This is a genomic window from Zooshikella ganghwensis DSM 15267, from assembly GCF_000428585.1.
Lineage (GTDB): Bacteria > Pseudomonadota > Gammaproteobacteria > Pseudomonadales > Zooshikellaceae > Zooshikella > Zooshikella ganghwensis.
Genome location: NZ_AUAF01000117.1, coordinates 1 through 15,668, shown reverse-complemented (window position 1 = coordinate 15,668; position 15,668 = coordinate 1). Strand labels below are relative to the sequence as shown.

18 protein-coding genes are annotated in these 15,668 nt (G+C 37.9%); 10 read left to right on the top strand and 8 right to left on the bottom strand.

Features of this window, described 5'->3' with window-relative positions; genetic code table 11:
* A partial coding sequence (locus F607_RS0119620) for a transposase (RefSeq protein ID WP_027709047.1) occupies nucleotides 1-204 on the bottom strand: 204 nt, incomplete at its 3' end.
* Nucleotides 205-265: 61 nt separating this feature from the next.
* On the bottom strand, nucleotides 266-520 hold the full coding sequence (locus F607_RS30640; protein WP_268967647.1) for a phage tail-collar fiber domain-containing protein: 255 nt from the start codon (nucleotides 518-520) through the stop codon (nucleotides 266-268).
* Between the two features lie 243 nt (nucleotides 521-763).
* Here F607_RS30640 and F607_RS0119610 point away from each other — a divergent pair, with 243 nt between their 5' ends.
* Nucleotides 764-1,756, top strand: a complete 993-nt coding sequence (locus tag F607_RS0119610; protein WP_027709448.1) for a polysaccharide deacetylase family protein — start codon at nucleotides 764-766, stop codon at nucleotides 1,754-1,756.
* 84 nt (nucleotides 1,757-1,840) lie between these two features.
* On the opposite strand, the gene F607_RS0119605 is transcribed toward F607_RS0119610, so the two are convergent.
* A complete protein-coding gene (locus tag F607_RS0119605; RefSeq protein ID WP_027709447.1) occupies nucleotides 1,841-2,542 on the bottom strand; it encodes a phosphohydrolase in 702 nt (233 codons plus the stop codon).
* Nucleotides 2,543-2,677: 135 nt separating this feature from the next.
* Between F607_RS0119605 and F607_RS0119600 the strand changes: the two genes are divergently transcribed.
* Nucleotides 2,678-3,946: a Y-family DNA polymerase gene (locus F607_RS0119600; RefSeq protein WP_027709446.1), complete on the top strand. Its 1,269-nt coding sequence runs from the start codon at nucleotides 2,678-2,680 to the stop codon at nucleotides 3,944-3,946.
* 8 nt (nucleotides 3,947-3,954) lie between these two features.
* Here F607_RS0119600 and F607_RS0119595 read toward each other — a convergent pair whose 3' ends face one another.
* Nucleotides 3,955-4,269, bottom strand: coding sequence for a hypothetical protein (locus F607_RS0119595; RefSeq protein WP_027709445.1), 315 nt, complete (start codon nucleotides 4,267-4,269; stop codon nucleotides 3,955-3,957).
* A 360-nt stretch (nucleotides 4,270-4,629) separates the two neighbouring features.
* On the opposite strand from F607_RS0119595, the gene F607_RS0119585 reads away from it, so the two are divergent.
* A complete protein-coding gene (locus F607_RS0119585; RefSeq protein ID WP_027709443.1) occupies nucleotides 4,630-4,854 on the top strand; it encodes a hypothetical protein in 225 nt (74 codons plus the stop codon).
* A 63-nt stretch (nucleotides 4,855-4,917) separates the two neighbouring features.
* On the opposite strand, the gene F607_RS0119580 is transcribed toward F607_RS0119585, so the two are convergent.
* Nucleotides 4,918-5,454, bottom strand: a complete 537-nt coding sequence (locus tag F607_RS0119580) for a GNAT family N-acetyltransferase (protein ID WP_027709442.1) — start codon at nucleotides 5,452-5,454, stop codon at nucleotides 4,918-4,920.
* Between the two features lie 147 nt (nucleotides 5,455-5,601).
* Between F607_RS0119580 and F607_RS0119575 the strand changes: the two genes are divergently transcribed.
* From F607_RS0119575 to F607_RS0119565, 3 genes are all read left to right on the top strand, one after another.
* Complete coding sequence (locus tag F607_RS0119575) at nucleotides 5,602-5,994, top strand: MmcQ/YjbR family DNA-binding protein (protein ID WP_027709441.1); 393 nt, start codon at nucleotides 5,602-5,604, stop codon at nucleotides 5,992-5,994.
* Nucleotides 5,995-6,141: 147 nt separating this feature from the next.
* The gene (locus F607_RS36150; protein WP_084611337.1) at nucleotides 6,142-6,432 is read left to right on the top strand and encodes a DUF1294 domain-containing protein; all 291 of its coding nucleotides are present in this window, start codon (nucleotides 6,142-6,144) and stop codon (nucleotides 6,430-6,432) included.
* Nucleotides 6,433-6,454: 22 nt separating this feature from the next.
* Nucleotides 6,455-7,012, top strand: a complete 558-nt coding sequence (locus tag F607_RS0119565) for a GNAT family acetyltransferase (protein ID WP_027709439.1) — start codon at nucleotides 6,455-6,457, stop codon at nucleotides 7,010-7,012.
* A 208-nt stretch (nucleotides 7,013-7,220) separates the two neighbouring features.
* On the opposite strand, the gene F607_RS0119560 is transcribed toward F607_RS0119565, so the two are convergent.
* The gene (locus F607_RS0119560) at nucleotides 7,221-7,685 is read right to left on the bottom strand and encodes a hypothetical protein (RefSeq protein WP_027709438.1); all 465 of its coding nucleotides are present in this window, start codon (nucleotides 7,683-7,685) and stop codon (nucleotides 7,221-7,223) included.
* A 126-nt stretch (nucleotides 7,686-7,811) separates the two neighbouring features.
* Entirely contained in the window at nucleotides 7,812-9,977 is a 2,166-nt protein-coding gene (recQ, locus tag F607_RS0119555; RefSeq protein ID WP_027709437.1) for a DNA helicase RecQ, read from the bottom strand.
* 401 nt (nucleotides 9,978-10,378) lie between these two features.
* Between recQ and F607_RS33050 the strand changes: the two genes are divergently transcribed.
* From F607_RS33050 to F607_RS0119535, 4 genes are all read left to right on the top strand, one after another.
* The gene (locus F607_RS33050) at nucleotides 10,379-11,470 is read left to right on the top strand and encodes a glycosyl hydrolase family 18 protein (RefSeq protein WP_051311651.1); all 1,092 of its coding nucleotides are present in this window, start codon (nucleotides 10,379-10,381) and stop codon (nucleotides 11,468-11,470) included.
* Nucleotides 11,471-11,545: 75 nt separating this feature from the next.
* Nucleotides 11,546-12,106 carry a class I SAM-dependent methyltransferase gene (locus F607_RS33045; protein WP_051311650.1) on the top strand — a complete coding sequence of 187 codons (561 nt, stop codon included), beginning with the start codon at nucleotides 11,546-11,548 and terminating at the stop codon, nucleotides 12,104-12,106.
* Between the two features lie 169 nt (nucleotides 12,107-12,275).
* Nucleotides 12,276-12,995, top strand: a complete 720-nt coding sequence (locus F607_RS0119540; protein ID WP_169719823.1) for a substrate-binding periplasmic protein — start codon at nucleotides 12,276-12,278, stop codon at nucleotides 12,993-12,995.
* Nucleotides 12,996-13,475: 480 nt separating this feature from the next.
* Nucleotides 13,476-14,285 carry a substrate-binding periplasmic protein gene (locus tag F607_RS0119535; protein ID WP_051311648.1) on the top strand — a complete coding sequence of 270 codons (810 nt, stop codon included), beginning with the start codon at nucleotides 13,476-13,478 and terminating at the stop codon, nucleotides 14,283-14,285.
* A gap of 6 nt (nucleotides 14,286-14,291) precedes the next feature.
* Here F607_RS0119535 and F607_RS0119530 read toward each other — a convergent pair whose 3' ends face one another.
* Nucleotides 14,292-15,056: a substrate-binding periplasmic protein gene (locus tag F607_RS0119530; RefSeq protein ID WP_027709434.1), complete on the bottom strand. Its 765-nt coding sequence runs from the start codon at nucleotides 15,054-15,056 to the stop codon at nucleotides 14,292-14,294.
* Nucleotides 15,057-15,668: the final 612 nt, after the last annotated feature.

Sequence of the window (15,668 nt, the reverse complement as noted above, 5' to 3'; positions counted from 1 at the left end):
AAAAATGGTGAGAGTTAGGTCATCAAATCCCCGATGACACGCTAGGCAGCGATAACGTTTTCGGGCAATTTGCTTTTGATGATTACCATTGCCTTCTACTTGTTGAGACTGGCAGTGAGGGCAGCTGACGCCATCAGGCCAACGTCTCTGACGAATAAACTGGTAGCATTGCTCATCATTTACCAGTTGTTTGATATTGATCATTCTTTGCTTATTACTGACTTAATTTACCCAAATAGACGTGCATAATACATCTTTGGTTGTATTATATGCTACCCCCTAGGAATCCATATAGAGCCTTTTCATTTTTATTATCTACGTAAATACAGTTAATATTTCCTTCCCAACGTAGATTAACCAGCTTTGTGTCATCTTCTGTAGGAAAACCTGCTTTTCCTTTTTTATCGCCGCCATCACCTACTTGTATTTTTGACAAGTTAAGTGTTTTCCCAAGTACATGATAATTGACCAATTTGGCCTTACCCACCTGAGTCAACAGGCTATAAAACTGTTGTTCTATATATATTACCCAATCATTGCCTCAAATAGACATCACTTCGCCCTGCGTCTTGATGGGTCTTATTATTACTTCTTGAGACTCTGATTATCAGGTGAAATATTTCACAACTTTAACTGCCACCAAAGTGATTCCAGATCATCAAACAGCTTACAATCGATTTAGTAATACCTAAGCTTCCAAGCATTATAATTTGCAGGTAAACTGTCGTGTGTTGTAACGGAATTCTGTACAAAGGAACTTGTCATGATAGTAAAGAAACCGCTCCAATTTGTTGTACACTTTTTTTTCATAGCCATTTTCACGATAGTTGCACTGATTAGCCAAGCTCATGCCCAAGGCAAGGTGGTAGGTATCATCAGTGTAGATTGGGAGGGTAGAGTACTAGATGAAAAAAATTTAGCTGCAATGAATTCCTTTCGGGATGATTACCCACATATTGGGCTACTACACTTCTTAAATGCAGCGTATTACACCAAGCCAAATGCTAACTCTTTTGAAGTCTCACAAAAAATTAAGCAAGTACTGCGCAATAATGATGAACATGGTTTACATGTTCATGCATGGCGCTCTCTTGTTGAATACTCAAATGTTAAGTTCAGACGATCTCCTAACTGGTCTTACCCTGGTCCAATATCACTTAATAGCTGCCACACCACTGGTGACTGTGGAGCTAATGTCCCCATTAGTGCTTATACAACGGATGAGTTAAAAAACATTATCAGTGTCAGTAAGCAAATTCTGATCAATAATGGATTTAATCAGCCCGTCAGTTTTCGTGCTGGTGGATGGATGGCAGAACCCAATGTAATAGCCGCATTATCTGCAGAAGGATTTTTATTTGATTCCTCTGCAACAGCGCCTGAACTGCTAAAAGGGAGGCGTTGGTCTGATCGATTGTATAACTGGCTTAATGGTTTATGGACTACCATTACACCTGTCTCACAGCCCTATCTTATAGGTCCTATGTCTTCACCATTATGGGAAATTCCTGATAATGGAATTCTGGCAGATTATATTACTGGGCCAGAAATGTTAGCAGTATTGAAACAAAATATTGAAAAGTGGCGACAAGATCCTCAACAAACTATTTATGTTTCAATTGGCTTCCATCAGGAAACTGCAGCCAAATATTTACACCGTATCCGTGATGCAGTTGATTTGTTCGAAGCTTATGCTGAAGAGCAGCAAGTACCTTTTGAGTGGGTTCAGCTGCCATTAAGCCCATCGACCTTCTAAATAGCTCTTTTATTCTTACTTTATAGCTTAAAATTCGCTAGCCAGATTTGGAAACAAACGGCTAGCGTTTTCAATTATCATTGATTACTGAAACTTAGACCCAAAGCGCGCAATCACTTCTGGATCTTTTACATGATGCTCTCCTTTTATTTCACTAGATAGCTTTGCCATAAAGTCGATTAAATACTTTGCATTGTGGACTGCGATTTTCCGGCCTGTTGCAGTTTGCATCGTTTCAGGCAACGTTAATAGCTTCTGTTGAAAGTGATCAAGCGCATACTGGCGGTCATTCAGCTCACGAGCATCAGCAAATAAGTCATTCCCATCAAATAATGCTTGTCCCATTAACCCACTAACATAGAACACTCTGGCCAAACCGATAGCCCCTAATGCCTCTATTCGATCAGCATCCTGAACAATCTTTGCTTCTATTGTTGTTGGCTGGATGCCTGCACTAAAACTATGAGTACAGATAGCATGCTCAACAGCTTCATAACACACCTTAGGAAAGTCCGGAAAACGTTCAGCTAAAATGGCAAGTGTTTTACGTGCCGCTAACGTCGATGACAAATGCCTATCAGGGCTATTTTTAGGCAAATTGACAATATCATGAAAGTAACAGGCGGTGATAACAACCAGTTCATTCCCCCCTTCTACCCCCATAATTCCTTTAGCAGTATTCCACACCCGTTTTACGTGGTTTAAGTCATGCGACTTATCACCTGCTTCATTTAACTCTGTTTCCAGGAATGCTGAAAACCTATTTTCCCAATCTGTAATCTTCAAATGAACTACCTGTTATTGACCTATCTTGAGTTTAAAACATACTGCATTTAATACATTAAAGTAGTGCTCAAATATTGTTCAGCACCTTTGCATTAGCTATACTGTATATAAGTACAGTATAGCTAATGCAAAGATATGACTATTGCTCTATGTGACGCCAATAACTTTTATGCCAGTTGTGAGCGGATATTCAGGCCTGATTTAGCCGGCCAACCCATTGTTATCCTTAGCAACAATGATGGCTGTATTATCGCACGCTCAGCAGAAGCTAAAGCCTTAGGTATTGGCATGGGCATTCCTGTATTCAAGGCTCGCCACATCATTCAGCAACATAACATTGCTGTATTTTCATCCAACTACAGCTTATACGGAGCAATGTCTCAACGGCTTATGAGTATACTGGAAAGCTTTACACCTAATGTAGAAGTTTACTCTATCGATGAAGCCTTTTTAGACTTAACTAATCTCAATATAAACGCGTCAAACCTGACAAACTATGGTCAGCAGGTTCGTACCACGTTAGCGCAATATTGCGGTCTCCCGATGAGTATTGGCATTGCCTCGACTAAAACACTCGCGAAGCTTGCTAATCACTATGCTAAACAACATGTTGAGTACAATGGTGTGTATGAAGTTCTACCAGGACAAGAAACAACGCTACTCAAAGCCATGCCACTTGGTGAGGTATGGGGAGTTGGCCGTAAATTAACTTATAAACTGCAGGCTATGGGCCTATCTACAGCTTATGATCTAGCCTGCATCCCACCCAAAGTGATTCGCAAACACTTCAGTGTGTTACTAGAGCGCACAGTGAGAGAACTTAATGGTGAACCTTGTATTGATCTCATACTTGAAGCCCCGAGTAAGCAACAGATCATCTGTAGCCGATCATTTTCCAAGCGCGTCTTTGATTTAACCGACTTACAAGAAGCTATCAGTAGCTATACATCAAGAGCATCCGAAAAGCTTCGGCAACAAAACTCTACAGCAAAAACAATAATGGTTTTCATTCGGACCAGCCCTTTTGACCATAATGGACAATACCGACGCAGTGCTTTTATACCACTGCCTTACCCTACTATGGACACTCGTATACTCATCACAAACGCCTTAAAAGGACTAAAAGCAATTTATCAAACTGGGTTTGCTTATGCCAAAGCAGGGGTTATGCTTTGCGAATTGAGGGAGGCATGCTCAGTTCAACACGACTTCTTTACAAAGCAATACGACACGACAAAAACACTACGACTTATGGATACTATTGATGCCATCAATAACCAGTTTAACAACGGTATTTTTTTGGCCAGCAATGGTATTCAACAAGATTGGCGGATGGCGCGCTCACAGTTATCACCAAACTATTTAAGCAATTGGAATCATGTCAAACATGTACTGGTTAAGTAAACACAAACTTAAAAGATATCGATTATTTCTCTGGTATGTTCATATAGTTTAATAAAAGTGCCATCCACATTAATAGTTATTGCACCATCTCTGCCTAAGGGAACAACTACTTTTCCTCGCACATAGATTGAGTCATCTAAAATATCACCTTTACCAAGTTTTTTCTGCCATCCTGGTGGTAACGGTTTTCCACGGTTTACTTTTTTCTGCAATCCAGGAGGTAAGCTATTATAGTTATCATGGTGCTTATCATTTTTAGCTAAAGCCGGACTTATCATTGAGTTTAAATAAATAATTAACAAACTTGTTAATAAATATTTCATTGTGACCACCTGCAAACTATAGTTTGACTATAAATACTGATATATTTTGAGGTAAAAATATATCCAGACAAATTTTAACATTATGGTTTAATTAGCTAAGAGTAGGGCATAAAGCACAGCTTTTCTAACGATATTTTTAGATTGATAAATAAGCGAGATTAAGGTCACATAACACTTATCATCAAGCTTATATTTTTCTACAACAGAATAACGATAAGCAATATGCAAACTGTTTGCATAATACGTAAACTTTAACAACTTAGAAATATACAAATAAACACAAAGATCATACTTTATAAGTAAGTCCTTCATGATAGAATGAGCGATTAGTGTAAATTGTTTTAAATAGAGGTAATAAGTATGTCAGGACAGGGTTCTGGCGGTAATGTCATAGCCGCATTGTGTAGCTTTTTCATTCCTGGCTTAGGTCAGCTGGTTCAAGGCCGCTTGTTAGCAGCTATCTTGTTCTTCATTTTTACGGGTGGTGCATATGGCTTATCATTTCTACTTATTCCTTTGATAGTTGCTATCCCATTACACATCTGGTGTATTATTGATGCCGCTATATTCAAATCTACAAGCTAATATCAATAGGAGATGCCAGGATGGCATCTATCCAGTATATAACAAAGAGTACAAACTAAGCCCTTATTCACGCCAATACTCAGGTCTATCCAGAGCGTCAGCACAGACCACCTTGGCTTCAACTGAACCTAGTATACCTGGCTTTAACGACTGAACCATCCAAGCATCAGCATGTTGCTCAGGTATAGGATAAGGGGCATGTAGGCCTTGACAGCCTGCTGGAAAAAAACCGTAACGAGGGTAGTAGCTTGGATGCCCTAGCACAAAAACAAGATCAGCTCCCCTGTCAGAAAGCGTTTCTAAACCTTGCTTTATTAACTTACCTCCAACACCCTGCTGCTGATGTGAAGGAATTACAGCAAGAGGAGCAAGCAATACAGAAGACACTTTTTGTACAGTACAGGGCAAACGGCAGGTCGTAAATAGAATATGACCTACTGCGATATCGCCAACACAAGCCAAAAGTGAAAGAATTGGCTGGGCACTCTGATCATTAAATAAGTTAACAACAAGCTCTGCCTCTTTATCATTAGCAAAAGCCTCAGTATGTATATTAATAATGTCTGCCAAATCGCTATCAGTTGATTCTCTAATATACATATCACTAAAGTCCTTTAAACATTGTCATAGACCGATTATATTATTAAAAAAATAACTATGCTATTTAGCAGATACAAGTTTAATAGACAGCCAGCTATACCCTAAAAATGATTCGTGAAGGGTATACTGACATGTAGGACAAGAAAAATGGAACTAACAGAGTCTATGCTTAAACAGTACATTTTAGAAAAGCCAGAAGCTGCGGAAGATTACCCTTTTGGACCTGATGTTGCCGTTTTCAAAGTATTAGGCAAAATGTTTGCATTAGTTTCATCAGAAGACGGTATTCTTAACTTGAACTTAAAATGTGATCCAGTTGAAGCAGTCCAACTAAGGGACCTATTTAGCGCTGTGAGGCCTGGTTACCATATGAATAAAAAACACTGGAACACTGTAATCATTGATGGTTCACTACCTAACAGTGAAATAGAAAGAATGATTGATAACTCATACAGTTTAGTTGTAAAAGGTCTAACTAAAGCAGCACGAACAGGTCTGGAAATAAGACATGGTAAAGCAGTCATATACAAAACATCATAATGATGCTCCCTCAATGTCTTTTATAAACTTGCTGGTAAATAATGTGTAGTATAAGCAAAGCCGTACAATGAGAAAATACAGATTAGCAATAATTATAATTATGTCTTTCAGTGCTTTTATTGGTTATCTTGTTTTTCCCAATAAAATATTTTTTTACATTATGATCATGTATGCAATTTTAAGTGTGCTCACTTTTTTATATACAAGATTGATAAGTCGGCCGCTGAAAAAGGTTCTTGGCGGACCAGCGAGAATACCTTGCATTTTTTCGCAACTCTTGGTGGTTGGCCTGGCGCTATGATAGGCCAGCAAGTGTTCAATCATAAAACCAAAAAAACATCCTTTCGTATTATTTTTTGGATATCCATACTGCTCAATATAAGCTTGTTAACTCTATTTTTAATATATACCCCGTGGTATAATTTTGCTTCTTATTAGCATTAATAAAGTGAACAAACTTATGCAGTTTAAAGTAGCCGAAATTGAAGATATCGAGAGTACCTTAGCGCTTCACTATAAATACCAAATTGATTCTATTGAAGAACAAGATAAGGAAAGTGGCTTTGTAACAACCGCATTTACCAAGGAACAACTGAAACATCTAATAGAAAAAGAACAGGGTCTGTTTATTGCGAAAGATGACAATAAAGTAGTTGCCTACGTGATGGCTGCATCCTGGCAGTTTTGGTCTGCTTGGCCAATGTTTGCTCATATGATTAAGGATTTACCTAATCTAACGTATAGAGGTCAAACACTCTCCATCGATAACTCTTATCAATACGGCCCAATATGTATTGATAAGCATCTTAGAGGCCGTGGAACATTAGAAGCAATATTTGATTTTGCAAAACAGGAAATGTCGAAGCGCTATCCTATACTGGTCACTTTTATTAATAAAGTTAATTCAAGATCATTTGAAGCGCATACAAGAAAGCTTGGCCTTGATGTAATTCAAGAGTTTACTTATAACAACAACCATTACTACGAGCTTGCATGTCTCACACAGGAAAAGTGCTAAGTGCACTTTCCCTGTATTATGCCCTTCATAAAAAATCTTTACCATAAAAACAATATACCCAATACAAATGATTTCTAGGTTTTGTTATCTTCACTCCTCACTCCAATCACCAATTAATATAGGCTCATGGGGCTTCGTCATCCGATGGCCGCACCTAAAAACCATTCGTATTGTGTATAGTAAGCATGTTCGCAATCTGAAAGTCTGTTTATTTTTCACTCAATAAAGCAAACCATAGTTCAGATGCTTCCGCCTCCTCAGATTCAGCATTTTCTCTATTACAAACCCCACCAATTAGCTGAGGAGTATTATATTTTAAATTGACTTCAGTTTTAATCAGTGTTCCACTCACACCTTTGTATGATGTATGTAACGTAACACCCAGTAATTTTTGACTAGGATCTTCAGGTTCACTAAACAGTTTACCGGTAATAACTAATTTATTCTCATTTTTTGTTGTCGAATCAACATTGAAACTTTTGCCTGCATCAACATTAATAATACTAACCAAATTATTTTTTATTTTTTTGTTTATTAAATCATCACCACCAAACGAGATCTCTTTACAGATTTTTTCACTACTCTCACTTACTTGATAAAACTTCAATACATCTGCCGATACAAATTGTGACAACAAAATGGTACTTATTAAAAATGATTTATAAATTTTCATAATCTTTCCATTGGCTATCAAATATGGATAAAACATTTCACCAAGAGTATAAACAATCACCTGTAAGACTTGATTTTTTGTTATTAATTCCAGTTCACTTTACTATTAAATAAAATATACTCTCTATCATGAAGCCTGAGCAAGGTAATAAACCCGTAAAATATGCAACTCATCATAGCTAACTTCTTCACTACAGGCTTGATAAACCGGCTTTAAACGTTCAAAGCCAAGTTCTTTGAATAGAAGGAGCACTTGTTTCTGTTGTACTTCAGACAGCTCAGAAAGAGAAAGAAGGTCTCTATCCTGTCGCAACTTACCACCATCCATCATAAAATGATACAGATGACTTAAGATAGTATTTCGAGTAACATTTAGGTCATTTTTTAACTGATCAATTGTCTCTCCATGATTATATCGATCACTAACCATAATATATTTTCGAGGCTCAATTTTTCGTTTTTTTATTTTATTTGATGCTAATATACTTTTAGGTTTTTCTTGAATATTATTCTGTGCGCAGTAATGCATAATGATATCTAGAAAAGCATCACCGTATTTTTCAAATTTTGCATCACCCACACCATGGATCGCCAGCATGCTTGTTCTTGTCTGTGGATAATAGATACACATTTCCTGCAGTGATTTGTCTGAAAAAATGGTATAAGGTGGTACATCCATATTATCTGCTAATTCTTTTCGATACTGTCTAAGCTGACTAAAAAGAATTTGATCGTAATTTAACTCATCTAACAGTTTATTACTGCGGCTTGAAGTGGATACAAGTCTTGCTCGTACAGCCCGCTGTCCACGCATTACTTGCCAGGAATTTGCATTAAGTTTCAAACTACCTAAACGCAAATCTTGAACAAGTATACCTTGCTGAATAAGCTGTCTCGCAAGTAGCATCCAAGTATCTTTATTGTATTCCAGTCCAATATTGTACGTAGATAACTGGTGATGATTATTACTCATTACTTTGGCTGAGCTTGATCCTCTAAGCACATCAATAATATAAGACGCGCCAAATATCTCACCCGTTCGTTTTACACAAGATAAAAACTTCTGAGCAGCGACTGTAACATCAGTTTTGGGCGTTTTTTCTTCTAAACAATTATCACACAGTTTACAGTTTTCTGTTGAATAGTCTTCGCCAAAATAATTTATAAGTATTTCACGTCTACAGTCTTCTGTTTCAGCATAGCCGACTATTGCTTGGAGATGTGTAATGGCATGCGTTTGTTCATGCTCAGTCATCCGTTCAATAAAGTATCTGAGCTTTTGGGTATCACTATATCCAAATAATAATAGACAATGAGCAGGTAGACCATCACGCCCTGCACGCCCAATCTGCTGATAATAGCCTTCTATATTTTTTGGTAAGTCATAATGTAGAATAAACCGAATATTTGGTTTATTAATCCCCATCCCAAATGCTACTGTAGCAACGATAATACTAACATCGTCCCGGATAAACCTGTCTTGATTTGCTGCACGTTCCTCATCACTTAGTCCTGCGTGATAGGGCAATACCGAATAGCCCTGATAGTGAAGATGAGCAGTTAACTCATCTACTTGACGTCGGGTTAAACAGTAGATGATTCCTGACTGCTGCTTGAAACTGTCCAAAAACTGAGCTGTTTGCTGTAATGGGCTTTTTTTAGGCAATACCTGAAGATACAGATTAGTCCTATCGAAGCTGGCAATGAATGTATTTTGAGTATCTAAATTAAGGTTATTACATATGTCTTTTTGAACCTGAGGTGTTGCCGTTGCAGTGAGTGCCACATAAATGGCATGGGGAAATATACTTCGTAGCTGTAAGAGTTGACGGTACTCAGGTCTAAACTCATGTCCCCATTCGGAAATACAGTGGGCTTCATCAATAGTTATACAGGCAATATCGATCGTAGATAACAATGACAGAATTTTTCTTTGCAAGAGTGTTTCTGGAGCTAGATATATTAACTTCACATCTTTTCGCAAAATCATATCAATATTGTGCTGATACTCTTGAACACTCAAACTGCTATTCAAAAATACCGCACTTACACCCAGTTGCTTTAGCTGTTCAACCTGATCTTTCATCAACGAAATCAGTGGTGATACGACAATCGTAATGCCTGAAAACAACAATGCAGGAATTTGGTAACAAAGTGACTTACCTCCTCCTGTAGGCATGATAACAAGCGTATCCTTACCAGATACAATATTGGTAATCACTTCCTGTTGTAGTGGACGAAAGTTGTCGTAACCAAATACATGCTTCAGAACATGTTGGGCTTGCTCTATCATAAGACTGTCAACTGAGATCCTTCGAAGCTCACATTGCTATTCTCGCCGCACTGAAGACCATCTCCCAACGCAGCACACATTCCTGGCTATTATGCCACTCATTACAAATCAAGCCAAAGTGATTATTTTTTATCCAAGATCATTTGCATAAACTTCATTCCCACCATCCTTGATGCTCAAGAGCGCTGATCTCGATGTCCGCTAGGATGAAACAAACCCTACTAATGTATGGGCAACACATTAGAACAGCTTAGCTGTCCCGTTAGGGTAAAGGCTGCGGATAACATGCATAAAAACGATGTGTGAAGGGTATACTTAAAGTTTGACTTGACAAATACACCTCATATCTATCTTCTATAGCAATAAATCAAGGATATTATTAAAAATAACGGAATACAGGCATGATAAAAAAAATAATTCCATTAACCTACTTGCTCACTTATGCTTCTTTATCCATAGCGTCAGATATTATCCGTATCGATAAACAATCCTGTCCAGATGATTATGTTTATGTTTCTTTGCATGATGTAGAAGCCGAAAGAAGCAAGTATTGCCTTCTGCTTAATGACTGGGATATTGCTCGCATAAATAATAAGGCATCAATATCAGGTCCAGGTTATGGTTGTAAAGTAATTAAGCATGATACACGTCACTTAGGTACATCACTCTGTAAGCTTATAGATCAAGAGGAACCACCTAAAAAAGATATGCTGAAAGTTGCTTACATTGAAGTAAATGATAATCCAGTTCGTGATGCCGGGTGCTTTATCACAGAAAACGGTAAACCATTATTTGATATTGCAGTAATTTTTGCTGCAAATATCAACTACGATGGTGAAAAAGCCATTCTCCATTTTAACTCCCAAGTAAATGACTTATTAGAAAACAATATTCACCAAGTTCGAGAGCTTCAAGCAAAAGGCATTAAAGTTGTATTAGATGTACTTGGTAATCACCAAAATGCCGGATGGTCCTGCTTTACCAACATTCAGCAAGCACGTGCGTTTGCAGAGGTATTAAAAAATGCTGTTGATAAATATGAACTTGATGGAATTGATATTGATGACGAATACTCAAAGTGCAACCAGGAATATGAAGACTCACTAATTAAAGTCACAAGTGCTCTTCGAGAAATTATGCCTAATAAAATTATTTCCAAAGCACTCTTTCATGATCAAAGATATTTTGAAACAGAATGGCAACATAAAAAACTCCATGAACAACTTTCGTATGGATGGGAAATGAGTTACTGGGCAGCAAGCTGTAACAGAGTAGCAACCTATTTAAACGCAGGTATGTCAAAAGAAAAGCTTGGTATAGGTGTATCAACTGTGATAACGCCACCATCCACAGCTAAAGCAATCTCGACATGTTTAAAATCTCAGCAACTTGGAGGCGGCATGATGGTCTTTAATGTAAACAAACATTCTGAATCGTTCCTACAAAGTATTTGGCCTGATATAAAAGCAGATCAACGTTGCTTTAATGAGTAATCTTCGCCAATATTTGTCAAACAGTTATTGAGTATCCTGTACAAAAAATCCTTAATGAAGGTTTAGAAAAAAATTATGAGTAATTGGAATACCGAAACAGCTGAGTGGTATGCCAACAAGTATGGAGAATACCCCACCAATAAACTTGGTGTTGAAGCACTTAATTTACCTCCATCCTCAACAGTTATCGATATCGGGTGTGGCACCGGCTGCGCATTAAGGCACGCGGCTAAACAAGTTACAAATGGCCTATTAATTGGTGTTGATCCAGTCCAGCGCATGATAGAAATAGCCCGTGAAAAAAAAGTTAATCACTCAAAGGAAAACAACATAGTATTTAAAGAAGGTAGCGCCGAATGCCTACCTATTGAAACGTCCTCAGCTGACTTTGTATTCGCTTTTGACTCGTTTGATCACTGGCTAGATCAGCAACAAGGCTTAAAAGAAGCTCATCGAGTACTAAAGCCTGAGGGGAATTTTGTTGTCATAAAAGATGGGGGGCTACCCCAGGGAACTGAAGCAAGGCGTACATTTTTAGCTGCTTTAGAGAATACAGAATTTGAAATAGTTGAAGAACAAACGATTGAAGATGATGAAGTTTCATTCACAATGTGGGTATGCTCAATAGATAATTAGTTAATACCTCAATTTTAAAGCGTTTATTCACAAAAAAATGATTAATGGGTAATCATGTCCATACTTGATTACCTATAATAAGAAGAATGCCATAACTAACATTTTTTCAAATATGCATTTTTCAAATAAGATCTTCGCTTTTATCCTTTTCATGGTACTCCTATCTGTTGTGTTAAGCACAAAGGCAGATAATACAACTATTCTTATCGCCACTGGAGAATATCCACCCTGGACTTCTCAACAAATTAAAAAAAATGGCTTTGTTAATCACGTCATATCAGAAGCATTTATGCGGCAAGGCTATAAAGTAGATTATATCTACTTACCATGGGCTCGAAGCTACGCTGATACTGAAAGTGGTAAGTATGCAGCTCTTTCTTACTGGGCCTGCACAGAAAAAGTCCAGCCAACTTTTTACTGTAGCGATTACATGCACAAAGAGGCTTACGTTTTTTTTCACGAGAAGACTTTACCTTTTCCTAACTGGGAAACATTATCGGATTTAACTGGGCTTCGTATTGGAGCAACACGAAGCTATACTTATACGAAAGAGTTTTGGAACGCATATGAAGACAGATCTCTAAATATCATCATTAACAACGATGATAATATCAACTTTAATATGTTAGTCAGAGGCAGATTAGATACAATTGTAGTATCTACCATTACAGGATTAATGATCCTAAACAAACAGTTTCCTCCAAAAGTAATACAAAATATAACGTTCAATAGCCATCCTCTTGTCGAGAATACAGCACATCTATTATTTCCCAAAAAGAATAAATCCTCTCTAGATCTACTTAAAATATTCAATGCAGGTCTTGCGAAAATCAAACAGGATGACACATATGATAAGTATATGGATGATTTAATTATGGGGGGATATTAAATCTAATGAGCCCTTTCTGTATACATGCTTTGTTTAATCTCGGCACTGATCCGTAAGTCGGCTTCTATGATGCTTTTCTTGAACCGTTGTCAAATCTTGCCACTAGGCTTTGAAATAGCCCAATGTGTAGAACTGATTGAGCAATACAGAATACCCAAAACAATTAAGGTCATTAGAATCAACGCCATAAAGCCTACCACATTTCATCTTTCATATCTCTAAAAGCTCACCCAAAGTATTTAAAATATATACCAAAGTTAATCAGCAACTGGTGCGTATGATACATACCGGAGAGGTTGACAAAATTTGTAAGAAGTTCTCTTTTCTGCTTAATGACGCGCTGACTTTTTCTTGAATAAGCTGCAAGAGCCGTCCATCCCAAAAATTGTATTCAAAAAAATAATATACCACTAGATAGGTGCCTATACTTGTACTATTAAGTCTATTTGTTTTTTCCCAAGTGAAGGGTAGGGGCTTTAAATGAATGCTCAAATAGTCAATCACTTGACTGTGAAATGTTTATCACTAACGGTCATGATGAGCTTTGTGCTCTTTATTGCTCGGATTGCGGGTGCAAATGAAACCATATTTCTCACCAATGGCGAATGGCCTCCTTTCATGTCTCAAACCTATAAGCACTATGGTGCAGGTTCTCACATTGTCACTGAAGCCTTTGCATTGGAAAGCATTGAGGTGACATATGTCTTCTTGCCCTGGAAGCGTGCCATGAGTGAAGCTAAGAAAGGTAAGTATGATGGCACCATTTTGTGGAGTAAAAATGAAGAGCGCATGCAACACTTCTTGCTAAGTGATGCGGTTATTACGCTCCGGACTGTCTTTTTTCACCGTAAGGATTACACGTTTGATTGGAAAACGTGGAATGACTTATCCGGTCTTGTTGTGGGTGTCACCCGAGGTTACTTTTACGGTGACGGATTAAAACAGGCCATTGAGCAAAATATTGTAAAAGCAGATATTGCAAATAGCGATTATTTGAATTTTAAAAAGCTCCTGGCAAAACGCATTCCTCTGTTTGTAGCAGAAGCAGAGATTGGTTATGAAATACTGGCCACAAAGTTTCCAGCCACAAGTCGTGAATTGATTACCAATCATACTCGTCCTCTCAGAGAAGCTCACTGGTATTTGCTGACATCAAAACGTAACGAAAAAGCCCAATATTGGATTAATAAGTTCAATCAAGGACTCAAGAAACTCAAAGCAACGGGGAGATATGAAAAAATGATGGATGATGTGATGACTGGAGAATACTCAGCTCCAGCTAAGCAGTAACGACGCTTATTTAGATTCATTGGGTAAGTCAAAGCCATGGGCTTGCATAATAGCCTCGAGTCTTCCTTGAGCTTTCATTTTCGTAAATCCTTGCTCAAATTCTTGATACAGTTGCTGTGTATTCGGAATGGCTTTTGAAATAGCCAGGTGAACCGTATCATCACTGATCACGAGGGCATGTTGTATATATTGATCAGAAAAAGAGGGATACGCCGTGTTGATATAGTACTTTAAAACGCGATCATCCATTACGATCAAGTCAATGCGGTCATGAATAAGTAACTTGATGTTTACCATATCTGATAAGGCTTCTTGTTTATTTACGAAGTGAGCCTGGTTAAAAGGCTTCGAGTAAAAATAGCCACGTACAACCCCCACCCTGAGTTTACCAAGATCTTTGAGAGTACTCATTTCGTAAGCTTTTGAACGTTTACTAAAGAGATACATCCGACTATTGCAAATAGCAGAAGTGTACTGGAAATAAGGCTCACGCTCAGGTACTGGGTAAGCGCCAAATAACGCTTGATATTTACCTTTTTTACTCAACTCCAGCGCACGTTTCCATGAAGTAAAGACAACAAATACTTTTTTACCTTGTAACTGATAAGCCTCTTGAATAATTTCAGCGAGAAATCCACCGTTATTGAGCTTAGGTCCATAATAAGGTGGCCATGTATCAGCCGCAAAAATATAATCATAATCATTAGCGATGGCTTTGATGCAGAAAAATAATGAAAGCCCAAGCTGTAGTCGAACTTGATTAAATAGCATGGCGGTAATTTTGTTGAAATAATTGTATTTATTTTAGCAAGATGAGAACACTTTGTGAGAAATTTCACTATAGTTAAATCACTTAGCTGAATTGCTAGGGAATTTGCGTGGTCTGGCCCCAGCTATGCTTTCTCTAACCAGATCACGCATCTTTTTGTACACTGCACTTTGCTAGTTGTTCTGACGCATGCTGGGCTTGTTCTGTAGTGACTTCACCACTCGGTTACCTTCCTCTAGTTAGACGTTGAGCGTCCGTTTGACAGGCTTTAAGATAACGAATACTGCGCATTCTTGTATACAATCCTCGCCGACACTCTCGATCGTTTAGCTTCTCCTGTACCACCGGTTACGTCAAATCCTTATGAATACCAAAGTTGGGGTTCTCATTCCGCCTATAAAACAGCTTCAAAGTTGCTTGAAGCAGTCTTTTTTTGAGACTGTAAAAGATTCTGTGTAACCGCCTATTCTTAATGTTAACAAGGTATAAGGATAGGCCATTATGGTGACTCAAAAAGAACTTGAAGCCTTTGCTAAAAAAGCCGCTAAGGGCATTAAAACAGAAAAAGACCTCAATCAATTTGCACAAATGCTCAAGAAGGTCACGGTTGAAAC